This window comes from Stutzerimonas stutzeri (assembly GCF_024448985.1).
Lineage (GTDB): Bacteria > Pseudomonadota > Gammaproteobacteria > Pseudomonadales > Pseudomonadaceae > Stutzerimonas > Stutzerimonas stutzeri_AP.
The window spans coordinates 81,366-104,783 of sequence record NZ_JAMOII010000002.1; the positions used below are offsets into that span (position 1 = coordinate 81,366).

The 23,418-nt window shown below is 61.6% G+C and carries 19 protein-coding genes, 1 tRNA gene and 2 pseudogenes; 13 read left to right on the forward strand and 9 right to left on the reverse strand.

Annotated elements, in window-relative coordinates:
- The first annotated feature begins 65 nt into the window (after positions 1-65).
- Positions 66-2,522, forward strand: a complete 2,457-nt coding sequence (locus NA647_RS03185) for a TonB-dependent siderophore receptor (protein ID WP_256056384.1) — start codon at positions 66-68, stop codon at positions 2,520-2,522.
- A 67-nt stretch (positions 2,523-2,589) separates the two neighbouring features.
- Positions 2,590-3,771 (forward strand): PepSY-associated TM helix domain-containing protein, encoded by a 1,182-nt coding sequence (locus NA647_RS03190; RefSeq protein ID WP_256056385.1) that lies wholly within the window; start codon positions 2,590-2,592, stop codon positions 3,769-3,771.
- 284 nt (positions 3,772-4,055) lie between these two features.
- Here the strand turns inward: NA647_RS03190 and NA647_RS03195 are convergent, their stop codons facing one another.
- The 3 genes from NA647_RS03195 to NA647_RS03205 form a co-directional block, all read right to left on the reverse strand.
- Positions 4,056-4,457: a DUF1850 domain-containing protein gene (locus NA647_RS03195; RefSeq protein WP_256056386.1), complete on the reverse strand. Its 402-nt coding sequence runs from the start codon at positions 4,455-4,457 to the stop codon at positions 4,056-4,058.
- On the reverse strand, positions 4,454-6,481 hold the full coding sequence (locus tag NA647_RS03200; protein ID WP_256056387.1) for a TRAP transporter permease: 2,028 nt from the start codon (positions 6,479-6,481) through the stop codon (positions 4,454-4,456). Before NA647_RS03200 ends, NA647_RS03195 begins: the two co-directional genes overlap by 4 nt.
- A 141-nt stretch (positions 6,482-6,622) precedes the next feature.
- Positions 6,623-7,576 (reverse strand): TAXI family TRAP transporter solute-binding subunit, encoded by a 954-nt coding sequence (locus NA647_RS03205; RefSeq protein WP_256056389.1) that lies wholly within the window; start codon positions 7,574-7,576, stop codon positions 6,623-6,625.
- Positions 7,577-7,973: 397 nt separating this feature from the next.
- Between NA647_RS03205 and NA647_RS03210 the strand changes: the two genes are divergently transcribed.
- The 5 genes and pseudogenes from NA647_RS03210 to NA647_RS03230 all read left to right on the forward strand — a co-directional run bounded on the left by NA647_RS03210 (position 7,974) and on the right by NA647_RS03230 (position 10,978).
- Entirely contained in the window at positions 7,974-8,402 is a 429-nt protein-coding gene (locus NA647_RS03210) for a DNA methylase (RefSeq protein WP_256056390.1), read from the forward strand.
- Between the two features lie 178 nt (positions 8,403-8,580).
- Positions 8,581-8,823 carry a hypothetical protein gene (locus NA647_RS03215; protein ID WP_256056391.1) on the forward strand — a complete coding sequence of 81 codons (243 nt, stop codon included), beginning with the start codon at positions 8,581-8,583 and terminating at the stop codon, positions 8,821-8,823.
- Positions 8,824-8,864: 41 nt separating this feature from the next.
- Positions 8,865-9,302, forward strand: a complete 438-nt coding sequence (locus tag NA647_RS03220) for a YqaA family protein (protein ID WP_256056392.1) — start codon at positions 8,865-8,867, stop codon at positions 9,300-9,302.
- Between the two features lie 118 nt (positions 9,303-9,420).
- Positions 9,421-9,654 (forward strand): annotated as a pseudogene (locus tag NA647_RS03225) (malonate decarboxylase subunit alpha); the annotation flags it as partial.
- Positions 9,655-10,561: 907 nt separating this feature from the next.
- On the forward strand, positions 10,562-10,978 hold the full coding sequence (locus tag NA647_RS03230; protein ID WP_256056393.1) for a VOC family protein: 417 nt from the start codon (positions 10,562-10,564) through the stop codon (positions 10,976-10,978).
- A gap of 32 nt (positions 10,979-11,010) precedes the next feature.
- Here the strand turns inward: NA647_RS03230 and NA647_RS03235 are convergent.
- A pseudogene (locus NA647_RS03235) lies at positions 11,011-11,115 on the reverse strand (PH domain-containing protein); the annotation flags it as partial.
- Positions 11,116-11,141: 26 nt separating this feature from the next.
- Positions 11,142-12,280, reverse strand: a protein-coding gene (locus NA647_RS03240; RefSeq protein WP_256056394.1) for an IS3 family transposase whose coding sequence is annotated in 2 segments (ribosomal slippage) — positions 11,142-12,031 and positions 12,031-12,280 — 1,140 coding nt in all. Because the reading frame shifts where the segments join, the coding sequence is not laid out codon by codon here.
- Positions 12,281-12,369: 89 nt separating this feature from the next.
- On the opposite strand from NA647_RS03240, the gene NA647_RS03245 reads away from it, so the two are divergent.
- Entirely contained in the window at positions 12,370-12,522 is a 153-nt protein-coding gene (locus NA647_RS03245) for a hypothetical protein (RefSeq protein WP_256056395.1), read from the forward strand.
- A gap of 76 nt (positions 12,523-12,598) precedes the next feature.
- On the opposite strand, the gene NA647_RS03250 is transcribed toward NA647_RS03245, so the two are convergent.
- Positions 12,599-12,675: transfer RNA gene (locus NA647_RS03250), tRNA-Arg, on the reverse strand.
- A gap of 325 nt (positions 12,676-13,000) precedes the next feature.
- On the opposite strand from NA647_RS03250, the gene gabD reads away from it, so the two are divergent.
- The 4 genes from gabD to NA647_RS03270 all read left to right on the forward strand — a co-directional run bounded on the left by gabD (position 13,001) and on the right by NA647_RS03270 (position 19,249).
- Complete coding sequence (gene gabD / locus NA647_RS03255) at positions 13,001-14,449, forward strand: NADP-dependent succinate-semialdehyde dehydrogenase (RefSeq protein WP_256056396.1); 1,449 nt, start codon at positions 13,001-13,003, stop codon at positions 14,447-14,449.
- Between the two features lie 296 nt (positions 14,450-14,745).
- Complete coding sequence (locus NA647_RS03260) at positions 14,746-16,851, forward strand: 3-hydroxyacyl-CoA dehydrogenase NAD-binding domain-containing protein (protein WP_256056397.1); 2,106 nt, start codon at positions 14,746-14,748, stop codon at positions 16,849-16,851.
- A 46-nt stretch (positions 16,852-16,897) separates the two neighbouring features.
- On the forward strand, positions 16,898-18,094 hold the full coding sequence (locus NA647_RS03265) for an acyl-CoA dehydrogenase family protein (RefSeq protein WP_256056398.1): 1,197 nt from the start codon (positions 16,898-16,900) through the stop codon (positions 18,092-18,094).
- 12 nt (positions 18,095-18,106) lie between these two features.
- Positions 18,107-19,249 (forward strand): acyl-CoA dehydrogenase family protein, encoded by a 1,143-nt coding sequence (locus NA647_RS03270; RefSeq protein ID WP_256056399.1) that lies wholly within the window; start codon positions 18,107-18,109, stop codon positions 19,247-19,249.
- A gap of 300 nt (positions 19,250-19,549) precedes the next feature.
- Here NA647_RS03270 and NA647_RS03275 read toward each other — a convergent pair whose 3' ends face one another.
- Together NA647_RS03275 and NA647_RS03280 are read right to left on the reverse strand one after the other, a co-directional pair.
- Entirely contained in the window at positions 19,550-20,908 is a 1,359-nt protein-coding gene (locus NA647_RS03275; RefSeq protein WP_256056400.1) for a spinster family MFS transporter, read from the reverse strand.
- Between the two features lie 145 nt (positions 20,909-21,053).
- Positions 21,054-21,938 (reverse strand): serine aminopeptidase domain-containing protein, encoded by an 885-nt coding sequence (locus NA647_RS03280; protein WP_256056401.1) that lies wholly within the window; start codon positions 21,936-21,938, stop codon positions 21,054-21,056.
- 92 nt (positions 21,939-22,030) lie between these two features.
- Here NA647_RS03280 and NA647_RS03285 point away from each other — a divergent pair, with 92 nt between their 5' ends.
- Complete coding sequence (locus NA647_RS03285) at positions 22,031-22,609, forward strand: TetR/AcrR family transcriptional regulator (protein ID WP_256056402.1); 579 nt, start codon at positions 22,031-22,033, stop codon at positions 22,607-22,609.
- A gap of 18 nt (positions 22,610-22,627) precedes the next feature.
- On the opposite strand, the gene NA647_RS03290 is transcribed toward NA647_RS03285, so the two are convergent.
- Positions 22,628-23,410, reverse strand: coding sequence for an IclR family transcriptional regulator (locus tag NA647_RS03290; protein ID WP_256048935.1), 783 nt, complete (start codon positions 23,408-23,410; stop codon positions 22,628-22,630).
- Between the last annotated feature and the right edge of the window lie 8 nt (positions 23,411-23,418).

The window sequence follows — 23,418 nt, forward strand, 5'->3', positions numbered from 1 at the left end:
TTTGTATGGCGTCGCTGGGCATAACCGCATCGATCACGATTTTTGCTCTCGCAAAAGGATGACCCATGCGCTCCATCGCTCCGCTTCGCCGTTCCAGTCTGTCCCGCGCCATCCGCGCCGCCATGTTTTGCTTGCCGCTGACAACGCTCGTCGCCTCGCCAACGGCGCTGGCACAGGCGGCCAGTCAGCAGGAGGTGCGCGGCTACGATATCCCAGCCGGTCCGCTGTCCAGCACGCTGAGCCGCTTTGCCGGCGAGGCTGGCGTGATGCTGTCCGTCGATGGTCGTCTCACCGAGGGGCGCGAATCGGCTGGCCTGCAGGGACAGTACGGCGTCGCGGAGGGCTTCGATGCATTGTTGCAGGGCAGTGGTCTGCAGGCGGTGCGCGATGAGCGTGGCACTTACTCGCTGACGTTATCGCCGCCTCGCGAACAGGCCGAGGCCGTCGAGCTGAAGCCGATGGTGGTTGAAGGTTTCGCGCTGGGTAACGCCTTGGGCGAGATGGAAGGCTACAACGCCACCCACAGCAGCGTGGCGACCAAGACCAGCATGCCGCTGGTGGAAACCTCGCAGACGGTCTCGGTGGTCACGCGTCAGCAGATGGATGATCAGGGCTCGCTGACCGTGGCCCAGGCGTTGCGTTATACCCCCGGTGTGATGAGCACGCCTTATGGAGCCACCAGCCGCTACGATTATGTGGCCATGCGCGGGTTCAACGATGGATCGGTGGACAACCTGTATCTGGACGGCCTCAAGATCATGGGTGACAGCGGCACCTACAGCACCATGCAGATCGATCCTTACTTTCTCGAGCGTATCGACGTACTGAAGGGGCCATCATCGGTTCTGTATGGCCGCAGCCTGCCTGGCGGCCTGGTAGCCATGACTTCCAAGCAGCCGACGGAAGAGGTTTATCGGCAGGTCCAGGCAACGCTCGGCAGTAACGATCAGAAAGGCATCGGCGTCGATTTAGGCGGGCCGCTGGACGAAGGAGGAAAGCTCTCCTATCGGCTGGTCGGCCTGGCCGACAAGGGCGATACCCAGTACGACCATGTGGAGTCGGAGCGCTACGCCATCGCCCCATCGCTGCGTATCGCCTTTTCCGAAGACACCGCGCTGACCCTGCAGGCCTATCTGCAGCACGACCCGGAAAGTGGTTATCACGGCGGCCTGCCTGCTGAAGGCACTCTATATCGTCGTAATGGACGCTATCTCTCCGACGATTTCTTCGAGGGTGAGCCCGGGCACGAGAAGTTCGAGCGCACCCAGCAAATGCTCGGCTATCAGTTCGAGCATCGTTTCGACGATGTCTGGTCGATGCGTCAGAACTTCCGCTACCTGGATTCGAAAGTCGAGTCCGAGCAGGTCTACAGCCTAGGCTGGGTGGGCGATTCGTCAGAACTACTACGTGGTTATACGGGCGCGGATGAGCGCCTGCATTCGTGGATCATCGACAACATGCTGCAGGCCGAATTCGACACGGGTGCTGCCCGGCATACCTTGATTACTGGCGTCGATTATCAGCGTGGAAAGGCCAAAGTGGACTATTACGGCGGCACCGTCGGCAATCTCGATGCGTTCGATCCGGTCTATGGCACGCCTGTGGTGGTTGGCGGCCCGTTCGGCCAGACCCGCCGGCTGGAGCAGACGGGTCTGTACATGCAGGACCTGATCGAGCTGGACCGTTGGCGTGTTTCCCTGGGCTTGCGTCAGGACTGGGTAGAAACCGAAGTGGTGTCAGACGGGGCGAGTGCGCCCTCGGGGAAAGACTCGGACCAGCTGACGACCCGCGCTGGCGTGCTTTATCTGTTCGATAACGGCGTCGCGCCTTATATCAGCTACTCGGAGTCGTTCAACCCAAACTCGACCAGTGACGCCAATGGTGATCCGCTTGACGCGACCGAAGGCACTCAGTGGGAACTGGGCATCAAGTATCAGCCGGTGGGTACCGACGATCTGTATACCGCTTCGCTGTTTCACATCGAGCAGGAAAACCTCGCTTCCAAGCTCCCCAACGAGGATTTCTACAGGCCTATCGGGGCCGTACGCTCGCAGGGCCTGGAACTCGAAGCGCGTCTGCAGCTGACCGACAGCCTGCGTCTGCTGGGCAGCTACACCTTCACCGACATCGAATATTCCAAATCCGTGTTCAGCGCTGTGGACGCGACTCTAGATAACAAAGGCAATACTCCAACACAGTCGGTACGCCACATGGCGTCCATCTGGGCGGACTACCGTTTCATCGGCGATAGCCTGGACGGGCTGAGCACCGGCGCTGGCATTCGTTATGTCGGCGAAGGCTGGGCCGATGCCGAAAATACGCAGCGCATACCGCCCTACACATTATTCGATGCTTCTATCGGCTATGACCTCGCCAGGGTCGGGCTCGATGGCATGGATGTCCGGTTGAATGCCAACAATCTCACCGACAAACGATACGTGGCGGGCTGCGGTAGCAGCCTGAACTATTGCTATCTGGGTGAAGAGCGCAACGTCACGGCGACGGTCAGCTACGAGTTCTGAATACATGCATACCTCGCCGCCAGCCTTCGGGCCGGCGGCTTTCGCGTTCTCCAAGCGGTTATAACTGATGCGTTACCTCCTTGTTCTGCTGCACCGTTACATCGGCCTGGCCACCGCGTTGTTCCTGTTTCTCGCGGGCATTACCGGCGCGATCCTGGCCTTTCACCACGAACTGGACGAGTGGCTGAACCCCGAGTTCTACCACACCACCAGCGAAGGCCCGGTGCTCGCACCGGGTACGCTGGTCGAGCGCGTCCAGCAGGCCAACCCGCGGATGCAGGTCTGGTACATGGAATTCCCCGACGAGCCGGGGCATGCCGCGCTGATGGCATTGGTACCGCGCGACGATCCGGCCACCGGCAGGCCCTATGACGAAGAACCGGTGGTGCAGTACCTCGACGCGGTGACGGGCGAGCAGGTGGGCACACGTTACTGGGGCGAATGCTGTTTCTCGCGGGAGAACTTCGTGCCCTTTATGTTGGAGTTCCACTACAACCTTTCGCTGTCGGGCAACTGGGGGCTGTGGCTGATGGGCATCGTGGCGATCGCCTGGACGCTCGATTGCTTCGTCTCGCTGCTGCTGACGTTCCCACGTGGGCGGCCGTTCTTCGGCAAATGGTGGATGTCGTGGAAGATCAAGCGGCAGCGCATGAATCACGACGTGCACCGTGCCGGCGGGTTGTGGCTGTGGCTGCTGCTCACGCCAGTGGCGGTGAGCAGCATTGCGATGAACCTACCCGAGCAGGTGTTCAAACCGGTGGTGTCGCTGTTCTCACCAGTTGAGCCGAGCGTCTACGAGGCCCGTGGTCGGTTGCCGGCCGACCAGCTGGGCGCCACCGCCTACGACTTCCATCAGGCCTACGACTACGCCATGCAGCATGCGGCCGAGCTGGGCCTGAGCGAACCCATCGGCGAGCTGTACTACAGCTTCGAATACAACTTCTACGGCGCGGGCTTCGGCGATCACGACAGCAACCAGGGCAACGCCTGGCTGTTCTTCCATGGCACTGATGGGACGCAGTTGCTGGGGCAGGAAATACCGGGGCAGGGCACTCTGGGCGAGCAATTCCACATGCTGCAGCCAGCGATCCATGGCGGGCGCATCCTTGGCATGCCGGGGCGGATTCTAATAGCGGTGCTGGGCGTGGCGATTGCCGTGTTGTCGGTGACCGGTGTGGTGATCTGGTGGCGCAAGCTGCGCGCGAGGAGGGCGGCGGCGCTTAGGCGGGAGGCGGAACTGGCGGTTTGATGGATTGCTCACGTGATCGTGGGGTCGGTTGTCGAGCGGACCTGCCGTCAGGCTGATGTCTGATCGTGCCACGCTCATGCGTGGGCACGCCTGGTGGCCTGCGTATGGATCACAGCACCGGTTGGAGGAGTCCCACGCAGGAGCGTGGGAAGAACCATCAGGGCCATGGTGCAGTGAGTCGCCTCTCACCGATTCATTCTGCGCACCGAGGTTGGGCGCGGTTTTTATGCTTTGCTGGTGTGCGGAGCGCACCCTACTGCGGAACTCGAGCGGACTTGCTGTACTCAAGAGGAACTGTTTGCCGGCACGCTGCAACTCCACAGCTCCAGCGTGGGCTGCTCCGAAGTGGGCGGGCCGAGCCATTCGCTCAGCGCGTGGCAGCGCTGGTCGAAACACAGCTGATAATCGCCGGCTTCAGGGGTTCGCCCCACACGCAGCGGTTGAAGAGGCGGCAGCTGGCGCTGGTAGTGCCAGCTGCCGTCGCGCAACTGGGCGTCATCCGGAACTTCCATGCCGGCGCCGGTGCCCTTGATCCGCGCTTCGCCGAGCAGCAGCCCGTCCGGCGTCACGCGATAGTCTTCTTCCCAGCGGATCTTCTCAACCGTGTGGTTCCACGCCAGGGTGAAGGCGGGTGTGGGCACCTGCGCCCACACCACACCGGCCAGCCCCAGGCACAACCCGATCACGCTGCCGCCAGACGCTCGGCGCGGCGGGCGCGCCAGACGTGCTGGGCTACCAGTGCGATCCCCAGGGCGAAGCCGATTTCGTCGCTGATCGGCATCGCCAGGATCAGGGCGACTCCGGCCCCAAGTGCCCACAGCCGTTCCCACAGCGGCATGCGTATGCTCAGGTGGCCTGTTACCGCCATGCCCCACAGGCACACCGCGAAGAGCGCCTTGATCACCATATAGAGGGTGGCCAGCCAGTTATCGCCCTGCATCATCAGCGCTGGATCGTAGACCGCCATGAATGGCACGACGAAGCCGGCGGCGGCGATTCGGATCGCCCAGAGGCTGATCTTGAAGCCGTTCTCGCGCGCGATCGGTGCCGCGGCGAAGCAGGCCAGCGCTACCGGCGGTGTCAGGTCGGCCATCAAGCCGAAGTAGAAGACGAACATGTGCGACACGATCAGCGGCACGCCCAGCTGCTCCAGCGCTGGCGCGGCGATGGCGCTGGTGATGATGTAGTTGGGAATGGTCGGGATGCCCATGCCCAGCACCAGGCAGGTAATCATGGTCAGCACCAGCGAGAGGAACAGGTTGTTCTCGCCGATGGCCAGGATATAGCCGGCGAAAGTACTGGCGATGCCGGTCAGCGAGACGATGCCGATGATCACCCCGACCAGCACGCAGGCGATGCCCACCGGGATCGCGTGGCGTGCGCCTTCCACCAGCGCGAAAAGGCAGGCGCGCAGGGTGTCGTGGCCGCCCTTGATGAACCAGCAGGCCACTACCAGTGCACCAATGACGCCGAAGATCACTCCGATACCGAGCTGGAAGAAGCCGGCGCAGAGCACGCCCAGCGCGATCCAGAAGGCGCCGCGTAGCCAGAAACTGCTGGCTTTGAGAATGATCGCCGAGCCTAGGATGACGATGGCCGTCAGTGCCAGACCGACAGTGCCGGAGAACATCGGCGTGCGGCCGGAGAACAGTAAGTAGACGAGCACGAACAGTGGAATCAACAGATACCAGCGTTCCTTGACCGCACTCCAGGCGCTCGGGCATTGGTCCTTCGGCAGGCCCTTTAGCCCTTTGCTGCGCGCTTCCAGATGCACGATCCAGAACACCGCGAAGAAATACAGCATGGCTGGAATCAGCGCCGCCTTGGCCACTTCGATGTAGGGCACGTTGATGGTTTCGGCCATGATGAAGGCCACCGCGCCCATTACCGGCGGCATGATCTGCCCACCCATGCTGGCCGTGGCTTCCACCGCGCCGGCAAAGGCCGGTCGGTAGCCGAAGCGTTTCATCAGCGGAATGGTGAACTGCCCGGTGGTGACCACGTTGGCCACGCCGGAGCCGGTGATGGTGCCCATCAGCGCCGATGACACCACCGATACCTTGGCCGGGCCGCCGGTCTTGTGGCCGAACATGCCCATGGCGAAATCGGTGAACAGCTTGATCATCCCGGCCTGCTCAAGGAAGGAGCCGAACAGGATGAAGAGGAAGATATAGGTCGCCGAGACATACGTTGGCGTGCCGTAGAAGCCCTCGGTACCGAACGACAGCTGGTTGATGATCTGATCGAAACCATAGCCACGGTGGGCGAAGTCGCCCGGCAAATACTCGCCGAACAGGCCGTAGGCCAGGAAGATCGCGCAAATGGTCGGCAGTGCGATGCCCATCACCCGGCGGCCTGCTTCGAACACCAACACGGTGAGGATGATGCCGATGTACATATCGGTAGTGGTCAGATCACCCGAGCGTTGAACCAGATCGCCCTCGAAATACCACTGATAGAAAGCCGTCGCCATGCCGGCCAGGCCGAGCAGCCAGGCCAGCGGCTGCCAGGGGCGGCCATTGCCTTTTGCCGGGTAGCAGAGAAACACCATCAGCAGCAGGAAACCGACGTGACCCGCGCGCAGCACCTGGCTGGACACCGGATGGAAGGCGGCGGTGATGATCTGATAGGTGGAAAACAGCAGCGCGACGTAGAACAACGTCTTCGGCCATTCGCTGGGACTGCTGTGCAGCCCTTGGGTCTCGCTCATGGGATGGCTCTCTCGGAAAGGTTGAAGCGTCGCGCCAGTGCGGAGCATGGGCGTTCTTCGCGATGGCCCGGGATGCGGACCATCAGGCTATGCAGTCTTGAAGGCAAACCGGGCGGGTACCAGACCCGCCCGGCCCGGCTGTCACTTAAGGACGCCGGCTTCCTTGTAGTAGCGCTCGGCGCCCGGATGCAGCGGAATCGGCAGACCTTCGGTCGCGGTTTCCAGCTTGATGTCCTTGGCTGCGGAGTGAGCGCTGGACAGGTGATCGAGGTTCTCGAAGATCAGCTTGGTCATCTGGTAGGCGACATCATCGGAGACCTTCTCGTGGCTGACCAGGATATTGGTGATGGCGGCAGTGGGAATGTCCGCGTCCTGACCGTCATAGGTGCCGGCCGGAATCATCTTCGACTGATAGGCGGCGCTGCCGATCTTGGACACCACGTCCTCGGGTACCGCGACGAAGGTGATCGGGACCATGGAAGCCAGGTCGCGAATCGCTGCCATGCCGAGGCCCGAGGACTGCAGGGTGGCATCCAGCTGACGGTTCTTGATCAGTTCGACCGACTCGGCATAGGGCATGAACTCTACGCGGCCCATGTCCTCGTAGGTCAGGCCGGCGGCCTTGAAGATGGCCCGGGCGTTGAGCTCGGTACCGGATTTCGGCGCGCCGACGGAGATGCGCTTGCCCTTCAGGTCTTCCAGGGTCTTGATCCCGGACTCCTTGCTGGCAACGATGTGGATGTAGTTCGGGTAGGTGGCGGCGATGGCGCGCAGACGCTTGAGCGGCGCCTTGAAGCCTGCATCCTCGACGCCGTTCCAGGCATCGTCCACGGAATCACCTAGGGCGAAAGCCAGCTCGCCGCGACCGGCCTGCAACAGGTTGAGGTTTTCGACCGATGCCTTGGTGGCCTGAACCGAGGTCTTGGCACCGTCGATCTTGTTGTACTGCTGCGACAGGGCTACGCCGATCGGGTAGTACACACCGCTGGTGCCGCCGGTGAGGATGTTGATGAAGGTCGGCGCAGCGACGGCTGCGGTGCTGGCAGTGAAGGCTGCAGCGGCTGCAAGCAGGCCAAAGCGTTTGGTCAGTCTCATGATGTAACTCCGTTTCGTTGTTATTGGTTTTCGCAACCCTTGACGATAGACGATCGGCCGCAGCTTCAAAGGCTGCAAGGACAAGAAGGGCGGTTACGGCGGCGGGTAAGCTTTCACTAGGGAAAAGCGGGCGCGCTGTGCGGCTTTCTTGTCTTGGTAATCGCATCGGGCTAGGCAGGAGCAAGCACGAGCCGTGCCATACACCCCCAGGGCTCTGCCACGTTGAGTTAACGCGTCTATTCGAAGGGTATTGGCAATAAACCGCTCACCATCCTCAAGCAGTAGGCGGAAACTTGCCGATGCTAGGGGCACGCCGACGGTTACTTGGATGGATAAATCTCGAACCTAGCGTCATCGCCGTCGTCGCATCATGAAGAACTGCTGAAACGAGGCGCCAATGGCACGTGAAATTAGCGCAAAGGACCTAGGTATCGAAATCGAGAAAGGCGAAGGCGAGTTGTTCAAATGGTTCATCGCCAGCTTCCTGTTCGGCAAGCGCATCCAGCAGGACATCGCCGCCGAGGCCTATCGGGTCATCGTCGACAAACACAAGCGCGACACGCCGAGAAAACTCTGCAACTGCAGCCGGCAGCAATTGGTAAGCATGCTCGGCGAAGGGCGCTATGTGCGTTACGACGAATCGACCGCCGAACGCTTGCTCAAACTGTGCGACAAACTTAACAACGACTACGGCGGCAAGCTCGGCAACATCCATGAGCAAAGCGAGAACCGCAAAGCGCTGGAAAAGCGGCTGGCGGAGTTCGAAGGCGTCGGGCCGAAGACGGTAGAAATCTTCATGCGCGAGGCAGCGGAGGTCTGGTACTGAGTCGATCGTCCGCTCGCGCTTCGTAGGAGCGAGCTTGCTCGCGAACCAGAGCAGCCACCCTCGCCAGAAAGGACAGGCGTCCCCCTTGGCTACAGGCTCTATCCGACCTTGCCGAGCGGTGCTTGCGCCACGCGCCGATCCGGCTACAGTGGCGCCAGCTCCCTACCGAAGCCCTGCCATGCGTTTCTTGTTCCTTGTCTTCAGTCTCTTCCTACCGCTGCTGGCCTCTGCCGGCCCTGCGCCGTACTACCAATGGCAGAGCAAGGCCGACGGCACCGTCATCTGTCGGCAAACACCGCCCGGTCATGGCTGGGAGCTGCTCAATGGCCAGCCCTTTCGCGACCTCAATTGCACCATGCCCGCCGCTCGCGTAGAGCGTCCCAGTGCGGTGCCGGGCTTCCGCTCGCAACCGGGGCGCTGAGCCCAGGCTTCGCGCCACGGCTCTGCTGATTTGTAGCGCTCATGTTGGAGCTGTCCGGTTACTTCGGTCTGTTTCTTGCGGCTTTTGCCGCTGCCACATTGCTGCCGGCTCAGTCCGAAGCGGTGCTGGTCGGGTTGTTGCTGAGCGAGTCGTTCTCGCCAGGGATGCTGCTGGGCGTGGCCACGTTCGGCAATGTCCTGGGTTCGCTAGCCAACTGGCTGATCGGCCGCTATATCGAACGGCTGCGCGGCAAGCGCTGGTTTCCGGTAAGCGAACAACAACTCGACAAGGCTCAGCGCGCTTATCACCGCTACGGCCGGTGGTCGTTGCTGCTGAGCTGGGTGCCGATCATCGGTGACCCATTGACGGTGGTGGCCGGCACGTTGCGCGAACCGCTCTGGAGTTTTTTGCTGCTGGTAACCCTGGCCAAGGGCGGCCGCTACCTATTGCTCGCTGGTATCACGCTCGGCTGGCTGTAACGTCCGGTACTGCGGCATCGTTAACTTAAGCGTAACGAAGCGCCTCTGTGCTTGATTGATGACTCGTCGGTCATCTCCCTACTGTGCGCTCCACAAAGCGGAAACCTGTGGAGTCAGCATGACAACAACAATATCCCCACCGCCGCAGTGGTCGCGCCGTCGAGCCGAAAAGGCTCGTCGTCTCGATCAGGTGCGCAGCCTTGCCGATGGCGTGGTGCTGCCCAGCGAGCGGATCGTCGAGGCCCTGGAACTCTTGATCGCCCCTGGCGACCGGGTGGTGCTTGAGGGCAACAACCAGAAACAGGCGGACTTCCTCTCCCGCTCCCTGGCCAAGGCCGACCCCGGCAAGCTTCTTCAGCGTGAGTTCTTCGTCGATCTGCATGGCGGGCGCTCAGGCAATGGCAGCCGATTATGCCTAACGCAGCCCAACTTCGGGCTTGGCAGTAGGAGTCAGCTGCCGCTTGCTGTGCTGATGAGCTGAAGTGCACATCGCATGGAATTGCGAACTCAGTCATGCAATTTGCAAGGGTTTTGGAATTTACTGGTTCTGTAACTACTTGATATTAAACGGAAAAATATATTCAAAGTGGTGGCATGTTTGATGCTCTAGTTGCGTATTGCCACTTCGGCAACCCACGACAACTCGAACACATGGCTGGGCGGACGCTCAGCTTAGGAACTAAAAATGGATGACAGGCTGAACGTTAAGACTCAGATATGGGCCGATGGGTACTCATTCATGGAAGTCACCGAGACGCTGCTGTCAGCGTTGGGGATTCGCACCGAAAACAGCCCGGAATCGGAGCCTGGCCGGCCTGAAGCCGCCGTTGTTTCGACAGTTACGGCGTCATGCCATGACGCGGGAGCCGACCGGTAGGCCGCCTGCGGCACCGATGGTGCCGGCCCAAGGCTTTGCCACCAATCCCAACTTAGTCAACAGCTAGCCAGGATCCAGTAAGAAGGTTTCGCTCGCTCGGCCAGCATGACAATCCCGAGCTGTCTAGCTGGAATGAAGCCAGTGCTTGTGGGCCTCCTAGCTTTCGACGGCTACGCCCATAAGGACTGTTTTGTTTACACACGCAGGCTGTGCGCTGCCTGACCCGGGTTGCTCCACTAGGCCGGTTTCGGTGACGCTGCCGCGACGCTCATTCAACCGGGATCGAGTGAAGGTTCTGAAGCCGGTCGGGAAACCGATCAGATCCGCGTTGCCGCTGTACTATCACAGGACGCGATAGTACAGCCTGCTATGGAGCCTGTTTATGCAACCACGAATCACCGTCATCACTCTCGGGGTCGAGGATCTCGAGGCGTCATTGCGGTTCTACCGCGACGGCCTCGGTTTTGCGAGCGAAGGCATCATAGGTGAGGCCTTCGAGTACGGTGCGGTAGTGTTCATTCATCTGCAACCCGGCCTACGCCTGGCGCTCTGGCCGCGCAGCAGCATTGCTCACGACACGGGGCTGGACCTCGGTCCGGCCAGTTCGACAGAGATGACGTTGGGCCACAACGTGGCGTCGAAAGCCGACGTGGATGCCGTCATGGCGATAGCCGAGACGGCCGGAGCCGTCATCGTCAAGCCGCCACACGAGACGTTCTGGGGCGGTTATTCAGGCTATTTCAAGGACCCGGACGGGCACCTCTGGGAAATCGTATGGAACCCGCAGTTCCTGGACTGAGGCATTACCGGTGAACGCCAGCCCGGACTGCCTCAGAGCAGATGCCTGGATATGTACTTGGATATCTCAACGACCGAAGCCTTGCCGGTGAATTCGAACCTCACTTTGCCCAACGATGAAAAGTAGATTTCCAGTGACCTGCCCCCAGTTTTAGTACCGCTGCCTATTTAGTAGGCCCTGGGGTTGATATGAGTATTTCGTGTTGCGATTGGTGCTGGCTCGCTCGCCAATGCGTAGCGAACTCTGCCGGGGTGTGATTACCGATGGCGCTGTGCGGTCGGTGTTCGTTGTAGTCCCTTCGCCAGGCCGCGATGCGGATTCTGGCCTCGGCCAGTGAGCAGAACCAGTGCTCGTTCAGGCATTCATCTCGAAACTTGCCGTTGAATGATTCGATGAACGCATTCTGTGTGGGCTTGCCAGGCTGAATCAGCTTCAGCTTGATGTCGCGTTGATAGGCCCATTGATCAAGTGCCTTGCCGGTGAATTCGGGGCCCTGGTCGGTGCGGATTGCCTTGGGGTAACCGCGGAATCGAGCCATTTCATCCAATGCGCGAGTAACGCGAAAGCCGCTGATGCCGTGATCCACAAGGATACCCACCGCCTCCTTGGTGAAATCATCGACCACCGTCAGACATTTGATCCTCCGCCCCGTACTGAGTGCATCGAAGACGAAGTCCATCGACCACACCTGATTCGGCGCGCTCGGCAGACTCAGCCGCTCGCGCTCTACGGCGACACCGTGGCGGCGCCTCCGGCGCTTCACCATCAAACCGGCAGCCCGGTACAGGCGATAGATCCGCTTATGGTTGACCTGCATACCAGCCCGCCGCAGCAGGATATGCAGGCGCCGATAGCCAAAGCGCCGACGCTCCTGTGCCAGCTCCACGAGTTGGGTTTGCAGCCTGGTGTTTTGCTCGCTGGAGCGGGGTTGATAGCGCAGCACCGAACGAGACAGCCCGATCAGCTGACAGGCACGGCGCTCGGAGATGCCGGTTCTGGCCTGCATCTCCTGCACCGCCTCCCGCCGTGCTGTCGGGCTTACCCTTTTCCCCGGGCGACCGCCTTCAGTGCCTCGATATCCAGATGGGCTTCGGCCAGCAGCTTCTTCAGCCGGCTGTTCTCCAGTTCGAGATCCTTGAGCCGCTTGGCGTCCGGCACGGTCATGCCACCGAACTTGGCACGCCAGGTGTAGGACGAGGCATCACTGAAGCCATGCCGCCGGCACAGCTCCTTAACCGGAACACCGGCCTCTGCCTGCTTGAGAAAGTCGAGAATCTGTTCTTCCGTAAAACGCTTTTTCACTGCCGTCTCCTGCTCGGAAAACGGACTCTACTAAGTTCAGCGTGGTACTGAAATCGGGGAGCAGGTCAGTCGAGCAGATCGACAAAATCGTGAAGGCCACTCGCTTTGAGGGCTGGCAGAACTCCAAAAGCGGCCCGCGTGAAATCCAGAAAGCACTGATGCTGACCTTGGCGCAGTTCGGCCTAAGCAAAGATAAAGACCTATTTGAAAAGGCATACGCTTATATCGAAGAGCACTACTGAGAAGGGCGCGAAGTAAGCTGCGACCCTGAAACGCAAAAAGCCCTGGAGGAAAATCCAGGGCTTTTTGCTATGAACGTGGCGCACCAGGCGGGATTCGAACCCACGACCCCTGCCTTCGGAGGGCAGTACTCTATCCAGCTGAGCTACTGGTGCGTTGCGGGGCGCAATCATACGCATGTCGCTTGCGGTCGTCCATGGCGCTTCGGCGCCTGCGCGGTGGATGGTGTGCGGGTTGTGCCGCCTTACTGAGTGGTCATCAGGCTGGGCTATGGTGCGTTAATTTTTCCGAACATGGTGTTGCCTGCTGTCTGGCGTTAGGCCTAGCATTCGTTCGAGATTTCAAACGCTTTCAGGCGGTAGGAACCCAGAGGCTGACCCTCGTTCTGAGATAGCTCAGACGGTTCCGCTGCCAATCGCCTCATATTGGCCAGACGGCCTTGGTCCATACCCGGCGCCCCGCCGGCCTCAGGAGACTGCCATGCAACTTAAAGACACTTCGCTGTTCCGCCAGCAGGCTTATATCGACGGCACCTGGCAGGACGCGGACAGCGGCCAGACCATCAAGGTCAACAACCCGGCCAGCAACGAGATTCTGGGTTCGGTGCCAAAGATGGGCGCCGCCGAAACCCGCCGCGCCATCGAAGCGGCCGAGCGCGCACTGCCGGCCTGGCGTGATCTGACCGCCAAGGAGCGCTCGCAGAAGCTGCGTCGCTGGTTCGAGCTGATGATGGAGAACCAGGACGATCTGGGCCGCCTGATGACGCTGGAGCAGGGCAAGCCGCTGGCTGAATCCAAGGGTGAGATCGCCTACGCCGCCTCGTTCGTTGAGTGGTTCGCCGAGGAAGCCAAGCGCGTTTATGGCGACACCATTCCGGGGCATCAGAAAGACAAGCGCATCATCGTCATCAAACAGCCGATCGGGGTCACCGCGGCCATCACGCCGTGGAATTTCCCGGCGGCAATGATCACGCGCAAAGCGGCTCCCGCGCTGGCGGCGGGTTGCACCATGGTGGTCAAGCCAGCCAGCCAGACTCCGTTCTCTGCCTTGGCGCTGGCCGAATTGGCAGAGCGCGCCGGCATTCCCAAGGGTGTCTTCAGCGTTGTCACCGGCTCGGCCGGTGATATCGGCAACGAGCTGACCGCTAACCCGACGGTACGCAAGATCAGCTTTACCGGCTCCACCGAAGTCGGCGCGAAGCTGATGGCCCAATGTGCACCGGGCATCAAGAAGGTATCGCTGGAACTGGGTGGCAACGCGCCGTTCCTGGTCTTCGATGACGCCGATCTCGACGAGGCGGTCAAAGGTGCCATGCAGTCCAAGTACCGCAACGCCGGGCAGACGTGCGTCTGCGTCAATCGCATCTATGTACAGGAGGGGGTGTACGACGCTTTCGCCGAGAAGTTTCAGGCGGCAGTGGCGAAACTGAAGGTCGGAAACGGCCTTGATGAAGGTGTCGATATCGGTCCGCTGATTGATGAAAAGGCCGCGGCTAAGGTCAAGGAGCATATCGAGGATGCCGTCGCCAATGGCGCCCAGGTGCTTACCGGCGGCAAGGCGCATCAAATGGGCGGTAGCTATTTCGAGCCGACGTTGATGGTCAATGTGCCGCATGACGCCAAGGTGGCCAAGGAAGAGACCTTTGGCCCGCTGGCACCGCTGTTCCGCTTCAAGGACGAGGCCGAAGGCATTGCCCTGGCCAATGACACCGAATTTGGGCTGGCTGCGTACTTCTATGCGCGGGACTTGGGTCGGGTGTTCCGTGTGGCCGAGGCGATCGAGTCGGGTATGGTCGGCGTCAATACCGGCATGATTTCCACCGAGGTGGCGCCGTTTGGCGGGGTGAAGTCGTCCGGCCTGGGCCGCGAGGGCTCGAAGTACGGCATCGAGGATTATCTGGAAATCAAATACCTCTGCCTGGGGCTCTAAAACCGCACTGTTCCACGAGAGCCAGTTCCTATCCAGGGCTGGCTCTTTTTTTTGTTCCGGTTTCGTCATTGCCTGATGACCGGCGCGCCCTGAGCGCCGCTCCTCTGCCCATCTCGCATGGCAGAGATACCAAGCCTCGGTTATGCCCCGAGCGCGGCATGGTTTATGTCGCTTGCTAGCCGAGGGGATTATTGCCAGTCTCTCGACATGCGGAAATGAGTCCACTATTCTGCTGTGCGAAACCTGATTCCGTGAAATAACAAATCCAATCATCATTTCACAAGCGGAGGCCTGACATGACGGAAGCCGTACGGCTCGAACTTCAGGGCGATATAGCTCTGATCACGGTCAACAACCCACCGGTCAATGCGCTCGGCCATGCAGTGCGTGAGGGTCTGCTGCAGGCCTTTCGCAGCGCTGATGCAGACGCCCAGGTGCGCGCCGTGGTGCTGGTCTGCGAGGGCAACACCTTTATCGCGGGCGCTGACATCAAGGAATTTGGCAAGCCGCCGCAGGCACCGAGCCTGCCGGAGGTGATCGAGGTCATTGAAGGCAGCAGCAAGCCCAGCGTTGCAGTGATACATGGCACTGCCTTGGGCGGCGGATTGGAAGTCGCGCTGGGGTGCCATTACCGTATCGCACGCCGTGACGCCAAGGTCGGTCTGCCGGAAGTGAAGCTGGGTTTGTTGCCTGGTGCTGGTGGCACCCAGCGCTTGCCGCGTCTGGCCGGCGTCGAGAAGGCGCTGGACATGATCGTCAGCGGCACGCCGATCGGTGCGGCCGAGGCGGTGGAGCACAACATCGTCGATGAGCTGTTCGATGGCGACCTGCGCGAAGCAGGTCTCGCCTATGCTCGTCGCATGATCGAAGGAGGCCGCGCACCGCGTCGCACCGGCGAGCAGACCCGCGGTTTGGAGGGTGCCGACAATGAGGCGCTGATCCGCGCCAAGCATGCCGAAGTAGCCAAGCGCATGCCCGGGCTGTTTTCACCGCTGCGCTGCATCGCTGCGGTTGAGGCGGCAACCAAACTGCCACTGGCCGAGGGCCTCAAGCGCGAGCGCGAGCTGTTTGCCGAATGCTTGAACTCCCCACAGCGCGGCGCGCTGATTCATTCATTCTTTTGTGAGCGTCAGGCAGGAAAGATCAACGATCTGCCAGCCGATGTGAAACCGCGTGCGATCAATAGCGCCGCGGTGATCGGCGGCGGCACCATGGGGGTCGGTATCGCCCTGAGCTTTGCCAATGCCGGTGTGCCGGTGAAGCTGCTGGAAATCAATAACGAGGCGCTGCAGCGGGGCTTGCAGCGCGCCCGTGATACTTACGCCGCCAGCGTCAAGCGCGGCAGCCTGACCGAGGAGGTGATGGAAGCGCGTCTCAAGCTGGTCGAAGGCGTCACTGACTACGCTGCACTGGCAGACGTGGACGTGGTGGTCGAAGCCGTGTTCGAGGAAATGGGCGTCAAGCAGCAGGTGTTCGAACAGCTGGACGCTGTGTGCAAGCCAGGCGCAATTCTCGCCTCCAACACCTCGTCGCTGGATTTGAACGCCATCGCCGCCTTCACCAAGCGCCCGGAAGACGTGGTCGGCCTGCATTTCTTCAGCCCGGCCAACGTCATGCGTTTGCTGGAAGTGGTGCGCGGCGAGAAGACCAGTAATGAAGTGCTGGCCACTGCCATGGCCATTGGCAAGAAATTGAAGAAGGTCTCGGTGGTGGTCGGTGTGTGCGACGGCTTCGTCGGCAATCGCATGGTCTTCCAGTACGGTCGAGAAGCAGAGTTTTTGCTGGAAGAGGGCGCCACGCCGCAGCAGGTCGATGGCGCGCTGCGCAATTTCGGCATGGCCATGGGGCCATTCGCCATGCGCGATCTGTCCGGCCTCGATATCGGTCAGGCGATCCGCAAGCGTCAGCGCGCTGACCTGCCGGCTGATCGCGACTTCCCCACCGTTTCCGACAAGCTCTGCGCCGCCGGAATGCTCGGGCAGAAGACTGGGGCTGGCTATTACCGCTACGAGCCGGGCAACCGCACGCCACTGGAGAACCCTGAGCTCGCGCCTATGCTGGAAGCAGCGTCGCAGGAAAAGGGCATCGAGCGTCGTGAGCTGGACGAGCAATACATCGTCGAGCGCACCCTCTTCGCCATGGTCAACGAGGGCGCGAAGATCCTCGAAGAAGGCATTGCCCAGCGCTCCAGCGATATCGACGTCATCTACCTTAACGGTTACGGCTTTCCAGCCTTCCGTGGCGGGCCGATGTTCTATGCCGACAGCGTTGGCCTCGATAAGGTGTTGGCGCGGGTCAAGGAACTGCACGCACGCTGCGGCGACTGGTGGAAGCCAGCGCCGCTACTAGAGAAACTGGCCGCCGAAGGCCGCACTTTTACCGAATGGCAGGCCGGACAATGAGCGCCGCACGCCTGCACTCTGCCGATCGGACATCGAGGAGCCATCCATGAACGTCAACTACACGGCCGAAGAGCTCGCCTTTCGCGATGAAGTGCGCGCCTTCCTGACAAATGAATTGCCGGCGGACATCGCCGCGAAGGTCAAGCTCGGCAAGCACATGTCCAAGGAAGACCATCAGCGCTGGCAGCATATTCTGGTCAAGCGCGGCTGGTATGCACCGGGCTGGCCGGTGGAGCTGGGCGGCACCACCTGGGGCCCGGTGGAAAAACACATCTTCGACGAGGAGTGCGCCGCGTTTGGTGCGCCGCGTACCGTGCCGTTCGGCGTCAACATGGTCGCCCCCGTGATCATCAAGTTCGGCAGCCAGCAGCAGAAGGATCATTACCTGCCGCGCATCCTGTCCGGCGAGGATTGGTGGTGTCAGGGCTATTCCGAGCCGGGTGCTGGCTCGGATCTGGCGAGCCTCAAGACCCGTGCCGTGCGCGACGGCGACCACTACGTCGTCAACGGCCAGAAGACCTGGACCACCCTGGGTCAGCACGCCAACATGATCTTCTGCCTGGTGCGCACCGACCCTGAAGCTCAGCAGCAGCGCGGTATCAGCTTCCTACTAATCGACATGAGCACGCCGGGCATCAGCGTGCGGCCGATCATCACCCTGGACGGCGACCATGAGGTCAACGAAGTCTTCTTCGATAACGTCCGCGTGCCGGTGGAAAACCTCGTCGGTGAGGAAAACCAGGGTTGGACCTGCGCCAAGTATCTGCTGACCCACGAGCGCACGGGCCTGGCCGGTATCGGCGCTTCGAAGGCGGCGCTGGCGCATCTCAAGCGCATCGCTATGAAGGAAGTCTGCGACGGCAAGCCGATGCTCGAAGACCCGCTGTTCCGCGCCCAGGTTGCCGAGGTCGAGATGCAGCTCATGGCCATCGAAATGAGCACCCTGCGTATTCTCGCGGCGGCGAAGGAGGGTGGCGTGCCCGGCGCCGAGTCTTCGATCCTCAAGGTCAAGGGCACCGAGATTCGCCAGGCCATCACCAGCCTGCTGCGCAAGGTCATCGGCCCTTATGCGTTGCCGTTCCTCGATGAAGAGTTGCAGCTGGACTACGAAGGCGAGCTCTTGCACGCCGACTACAGCGCGGCGCTGGCTGGCGACTACTTCAACATGCGCAAGCTGTCGATTTTCGGCGGCTCCAACGAAATCCAAAAGAACATCGTCTCGAAGATGATTCTCGAGCTGTAAGGGGGCACCGCAATGGACTTCAAACTGACTGAAGAGCAGCAAATGCTGCAAGACACCGCGGCGCGTCTGGTGCGCGACGCCTACCCGTTCGAGCAGCGCGAGAAATTCAGCGAGTCGGAACTGGGCTTCTCCGCCGAGTTCTGGGGCCAGCTGGGCGAGCTGGGCCTGACGGCCGTGCCGTTCGCCGAAGAGATTGGTGGCTTCGGTGGAGGCGGCGTGGAAACCATGCTGGTCATGACCGAGCTGGGCCGTGGCCTGACGCTCGAGCCCTACCTGCAATCGGTCATCTATGGCGGCGGCTTGCTCAATCAGCTCGGCAGCGACGCGCAGAAGCAGGATTTGCTGCCCCAGGTGGCTGCTGGTTCGCTGCAGTTGGCGGTGGCCTTCGATGAGCCGCAGAGCCACTACAACCTCAACGATGTGCAGACCAAGGCCGAGGCGGTTGATGGCGGCTATCGGCTGTCCGGACGCAAGGCCGTGGTGATCGGCGGGCACAGCGCCGGCCAGATCATCGTCTCTGCGCGCACCTCGGGCGATAGCCGCGACGAATCGGGCATCAGCCTGTTCCTCATCGATCCGAATGCTGAAGGTGTCAGCCGCCGCGTGTACCCGACCATCGACGGGCGCAAGGGCTGCGAACTGTTCCTCGACAATGTACAGGTGGGTAACGACGCCGTGCTCGGCGAAATCGGCAACGCGCTCCCAGCGCTGCGCTACCAGCAAGGCCGCGCCATTGCCGCGCAGTGCGCCGATGCACTGGGCAGCATGGACGAAGCCTGCAAACTGACCCTCGACTACCTGAAGACGCGCAAGCAGTTCGGCGTACCGATCGGCAAGTTCCAGGTCCTGCAGCACCGCATGGTCGACATGCAAACCGAGCTGGAACAGGCCACCAGCATGGCGATCCTCGCCGCGACCTTTGCCGACGGCGAAGACAACGACGACCGCCGCCGCATCCTCGCCGCCGCCAAGTACATCTGCGCCCGCGCCGCACGCAAGGTCGCCGAGGAGGCGATCCAGCTGCACGGCGGCATCGGCATGACCTGGGAATACAACCTCGCCCACCACGCCAAGCGTCTGGTGATGATCGCCCACCAATTCGGTGACGATGACCATCACTTGAAGGCCTATGCAAAGCTGATGCAGGTGGCGTGATCGGTTGGTTGATCGCGTGACAGAAGAACCCGCTCTCAGGAGCGGGTTTTTTTATGTGCGGGGCGTGGGTGGCAGGCGACGTTTTATGCGTCTGGATGGGCACCGGTTACCGGTGGATCAGTGGATCGTGACCACCCATGGCTGGAGTGGCATTCGCGAGCAAGCTCGCTCCTACAGGTACGGTGCTTCCCATCGGGAGCTGCTGCGGGTTCTGCCGCTTTGTAGGAGCGAGCTTGCTCGCGAAGAAGGCAACTACGCTGCATCTCCCCAGCGCGGATGCCGGCTTTTTTACTGGAGCGATCAAACCGGTTTGGCCTGCGCCCCGGTTGGCGTGGCACTCTGCGGCTTCCACTCCTGCAGCCGGTCCAGGCTGCCGCGATAGTGCTTCAATCCCATGCCGAGCAGGATGATCGCGCCGACCAAGGCGATGCCGGTGACGATCAGCAGCGAGTAGCGCAGGGCGTTGTCGTCGCCGAAGACGAAGTCGGTACCCAGCGCCACTGCCGTCGGGCCGATACCGAGGCCGACCATGGTGATGACGAACAGGTACACCGCCGAGGCCTGGCCGCGCATGGAGTTGGGCATGATTTCCTGGATCGCCGCCGGGCCGACCCCAAAGGGCATGGCGATGGTGAAAACATGCAGGGCAATCAAGGCCAGCGCCAATTCGCCAGTGCCAGCCAGGTAGGCGAGGTTGAGCGGCAGCGTCAGCGCGGCGGAGATGATTCCCACGCGCAGCGGCGCGTCCCGATAACCGCGGCGGTGCAGCAGATCGGACAGCCGCCCGCCGGCGATGATGCCCAGCGAGCCGGCTACCGCCACCACCGAGCCGTAGAGCACGCCCACGTCGCTGGCGGACCAACCGTAGGTGCGGATGAAGAAGGTCGGGATCCACGCCGAGCTGCCATAGGCGGCAAAGGCCAGGCAGGCGAAGCCGAAGTTGTGGCAAAGCACGGTGCGTCGGTTCTGGCGGATATAGCCGGCCACTTCGCTTAGCGGCACCTCGACGCCGGCGCCGACGCCCTTACGCGACGGTTCGCGGATCAGCAGCAGGACGGCGGTGAACAACACCCCGGCAGCGCCGAGCACGAGGAAGATCAGCTGCCACGGGCGAACCATGCCGAGGACCGGCAGGAGCACATCGCCCTGGGCCGAGGCGAATTTGACCACCAGACCGCCGAGCAGGAAGGCCAGGCCCGAGCCAATGTAGATACCCATCGAGTAAACACTCATCGCCGTGCCGCGCAGCTTGGGCGGGAAGCTGTCAGCGATCAGTGAGTAGGCCGAGGGCGACAACGCGGCCTCGCCGACGCCCACGCCGATACGGAACACGAGGAACTGCCAGAACGTCCGGGCGGTGCCGCACAGCGCGGTCATCAGGCTCCAGACCAGCACGCCAACGGCGATGATGCCGCGGCGGCTCTTGCGATCGGCGAGGCGCCCGATCGGCACGCCGCAGATGGTGTAGAACACCGCGAAGGAGAAGCCCATCAGCAGGCTCATGTGGGTGTCGGTGATGTCCAGATCGCGGCGGATCGGCTCGACCAGCAGGTTGAGAATCTGCCGGTCGACGAAGGATAGGACGTAGGCGAGCATCAGAATCGCGACCGTTACCCAGGCGCGGGTGCTCGAGGGGTAGCCATTATTGTTGTTGTCCATGGCAGGCTCCGAATTGATGGGATCGCTGTAATCAGCCCACCTCAATGTCGTCGGAGTTCAGCCATCCGGCAAGTTCGATAACCGCTGTATATGTTTCGAAATATGGTCGCTGTGTTCCGCAGTGCAAAACATCTGTTTTGCTGCGTTAGGCCACCGTTCGGCTTTCCTCAGACGCCAGCTCCGGCAACAACCAGCGTAGCCACAGAGTTGGTTCGAAGGACTTACGGAAAAAGCCGAAGTGACCGATGCGAGCCACGCCGATTTCGCTTGGAGCGATTCGGTAAAGGTTTTTCGGCGCGGATGTATAGAAACCGTGCAACGACTCAGTGTTGCGTGCCGACATCATCTCGTCGTCGGTGAACGACAGCGACGTCAGCGGTGTTCGCACGGCGTCGAAGGCGCGGCGCACGGGCTCGCCCTCGACGCCGACCAGATATTGGGGATGCAGGCACCAGCGGCGCCACTGACGGATTACGCCGGCGGGCAGGTCGCCGACCGCGCCAATGCGACCACCGGGGAAATATCCGGCCAGCGCGGTGAGCACCGGCGCCAGGCCATGCCAGAGGAACCAGGCCTTGCGACGAATCTGTGGGCTGTTCTCTCGCCAGTAACCGCTACCGGCGGCGATGGTAACGATGCGGGTGAGCCGCTCATGCCCCTTCACTAAGGGGAGGATCTGCGCACCGACGCTATGGCCGATCCAGTACAGCGGCAGGCTTCCAGCCGCTTCGGTGACCTTCGCTAGCACCGCGCTGGCGTCGTGGCGGGCCCAGTCGAGCACATCCACGTCGAGCTGGCGCAGTGGAACCCGGCGGGACAGGCCCATGCCGAGGTAGTCGAAGGTGACCGCCAGAAAGCCCTGCTCGGCGAGCCAGCCAGCGAAATCGGCGTAGAAGCGCTGCTCAACGGCCATCGCCGGTGCGACTAGCACCGCGCCGCGTGGCGTGCCGGCTGGGTGGTACCAGTAGCTGGAAATCAGATGACCGTTGCCGTTGTCGATGGTGCGTGCCTCAGCCTGTATCGTCGCCATATTTATTCTCCGGTCTTTTTGTATGGCCTGGATCGGTGCAGTATACGAACGGCAGAAAGTAATTCTAGAAAAATATTCTAGCTGGAGTCCGGATGGCCCGTAGTAGCCGCAAACAGGAAATCCTTCAGGCCGCGCTGGCCTGCTTTACCGAACACGGCGTGGAAGCCACGACCATCGAGATGATCCGCGATCGCTCCGGCGCCAGCATTGGTAGCCTTTATCACCATTTCGGCAACCGCGAGCGGATCATCGCCGCGCTTTATCTCGAAGGCATCGGTGAGTACGCCGCGCTGCTGGAAGCAGGGCTGATCGAGACGCTGGATGCCGAAGCCTGCATCAAATTGTTCGTTACCTGCTACATCGACTGGGTGGTGGTGAACCCGGACTGGGCGCGCTTCGTCCTGCACAACCGTGGCCGGGTCGAGGCGGGCGAGATGGGCGAACGGCTGCGAGAGGTCAACCAGGCGCATGGCGAGCGGGTGGGTGCGATCCTGCGTCGCCACCGTGAAAGCGGCGCCTTTCGCCGAATGCCGGGCGATTGCTTTCTGGCGGTGGTGATCGGACCCTGTCACGACATGGCGCGCAACTGGCTGGCCGGGCGTTCACGCACCGCCCTGGCCGATTGTCGCGAACTGCTCGCCGAGATTGCCTGGGCGAGCGTCAAGGCCTAAAAAGCGCGTCGGCGCGGGTCAGACGCCGAGGCTTTCGATATCGCGCGCCAGCATTTCCAGCTGGTGCGCCAGCGAACCCCGGAGGGTTTCTTCGCTGAGTTGGAATGATGGGGCACCGCAGGTCAGCGCCATAACGCTGCCGTCGGCCAGATGCAGTGGCACGCCAGCGGCCTTCACGTTGCGGTCCCAGTCGCCCAGAGACAGGCAGAAGCCATGCTGGCGGAATTCCTCGAAGGACACTTCCAGCGACTGCTTCATCGCTGGCCAACCTTCGCCGTACTTGGTTTCCAGCGCTGCCATCAGGTGCTCACGCTCCTTTTCCGGCGTGGCGGCGAGAAAGGCCCGGCCCGCTGCGGTGGTGGCTAGCGGCAGGCGAACACCGGCGTCCATGCGCAGCGTCGAAACCTCGGCGGGACGGCAATTTTCGATGTAAATCATCGACAGCCGGTCGCGGCAGGTCAGTCCTACGGATGTATTGGTGCGTCGGGAGAACTCGTCCATGTACGGCTTGGCTAGCTGCCGTACGCGCAGATTGGACACGTATGCATAACCCAGGGCCAGCACGCCGGAGTCGAGCTGATACTTCTCCAGTTGCTGCGAGTAGCTGAGGTAGCCGAGCTTGGTCAGGGTGTAGGTCATGCGCGACACCGTAGGCTTGGGCAGCCCGGTAATGCGTGCGATGTCCTGGTTGCCCATCACCACCGAGCCGTGGGTGAAGGCGCGCAGTACGTCCAACCCGCGAGACAGGGCCTCGACGAATTTGCGGTCCTTGGGGTTCTCGATGTCTTCAGCGTCGCTCATGGTGATGT